Source organism: Caulobacter sp. Root655 (genome assembly GCF_001427665.1).
In the GTDB taxonomy this organism is placed as follows: Bacteria; Pseudomonadota; Alphaproteobacteria; order Caulobacterales; family Caulobacteraceae; genus Caulobacter.
This window is the reverse complement of the sequence record NZ_LMHC01000017.1, coordinates 1-1,593: the sequence shown is the minus strand read 5'-3', so window position 1 is coordinate 1,593 and position 1,593 is coordinate 1. Positions and strand designations below refer to the sequence as shown.

The window sequence follows — 1,593 nt, the reverse complement described above, 5'->3', positions numbered from 1 at the left end:
CCGTCCGAACCAAACCACCAAACCAACCATAAGGCCAATCCAGCAATCCGAAGCGCCCTTCTAAAGAAGAACACCAATCCAGTCAAGAAGAAAGTTTCTAAGAAACCATCAAGACCAGTTGAACTGAACCTACGAATTCTTGCGAACTCTTAAATCCAACCCCAGGAACGGCGCTTCTAAAGAAGCTACACTCCCATGTCAACCGCGCTTTCAACTAATTTCTTAGATAAAATCGAAGCTGAATACTTCACCGAACCTTGGAATTCTTGACGAACTCCCTGTTCCGATGAGGAGTGGCGCTTCTATTGAAGCAACGCCCCAGAGTCAACCGCCTCGTTTTCAACCCTTTCGAACCGGCCAAGGCCGCAACGAAGAGGCAAAAAAGGGTCCTTGGGCCGCCGAGGCTGCCCACCTGGATCCATCACCGAGTCGATTGGAGCGCGGAAACTAACGAAACCGGCCAGAGAAAGCAAGAGCTTTGCGGCTCTGACTTCCGGCCGCGATCGCGTTTCCGAGCGAGGGGCGGATATAGGCGGATGACAGCGCCGTGACAACCCCTCCCCTGCTGAATCCCGAGCTGGCGGCTTAGGCTTTGGCGGATGACTGCGCGCCCTTCGGTCGCGGCCGCCGGCTTGGTCGGCGCTCAAGCCCGCCGCCGGCGTCGAAGTCACAGCTGAATCGATCCCCTGCTTGGACGCGCCCGTCTCGCCGCGCGCAGTTCCTCCCCGGGGGCCAACCAGGTCCTGGCGGCGTCGGGGGCGTCACACGGAATCGCGCGAACAGCCCGGCCGCTCCGAGCTCCACCATTGCAGCGGCCCGCCGGCGCGATCGCCCGCTAGGCGCCGTGCCGACCGCCTCGATTCGCATGCTGAAACTGAAGCGCGGGAGAGCGACGGTGGGTCTTGCGAATCGCGTGGCCGACGATCGTCCGGCCTTTCCGCGGGTGAGCTTCGCGGTCTCGGCCCGCGAAACCCGGCGGCGCGCGGTTTTCAGGCGACCGATTCGCGGTAGACCTCGCCATCGAAGAGCCGCGACAGGCCTAGCGCATTCGTAAGCAATTCCTGGCGAGCTGGGCGGCGAGAATCGGCGCCCGCTCCGCGCCTGGCGCCCCGAACACCAGGCGAATAACCCGCGAATTTCATACGAAAGTGTCGGAGCGGAAGCGAAACCTGCTCGGGAATCACGCCGCTTGGTGCTCTCGCACCGCAGGGAAGACCGGGCGGGGGGGGCTGAATCAAGACCGGCGGCCGCGTTTCTCGCGTGTCCCTCGTCAAGAATGTCGCGAGTTCTCCCTTGGCGGAGCGCGACGAGCCCTCGAGGGATGTGTTTCTGCCTGGGGCTGGCAGCAGCGCCGACGAAGGCCAAACCCGTAGGGCCACGGCCACGGCCGCGGACAGGCCCGGACAATCAGGCCTGGACGCAACGGCCAGGTCGACGCCGTGCGCCAGTGGACGCCAAAACGAAAAATGGCCTCCCGAAGGAGGCCATTTCAAGTCTTTGGGTGCGGGGACAGGATTTGAACCTGTGACCTTCAGGTTATGAGCCTGACGAGCTACCGGGCTGCTCCACCCCGCGGCAGGGTATTGTGATCGA

Annotated in this window: 1 tRNA gene; it reads right to left on the bottom strand. The window is 62.3% G+C overall.

Features of this window, described 5'->3' with window-relative positions:
* Positions 1–1,498: 1,498 nt before the first annotated feature.
* A tRNA-Met gene (locus ASD79_RS11650) sits at positions 1,499–1,575 on the bottom strand.
* Positions 1,576–1,593: the final 18 nt, after the last annotated feature.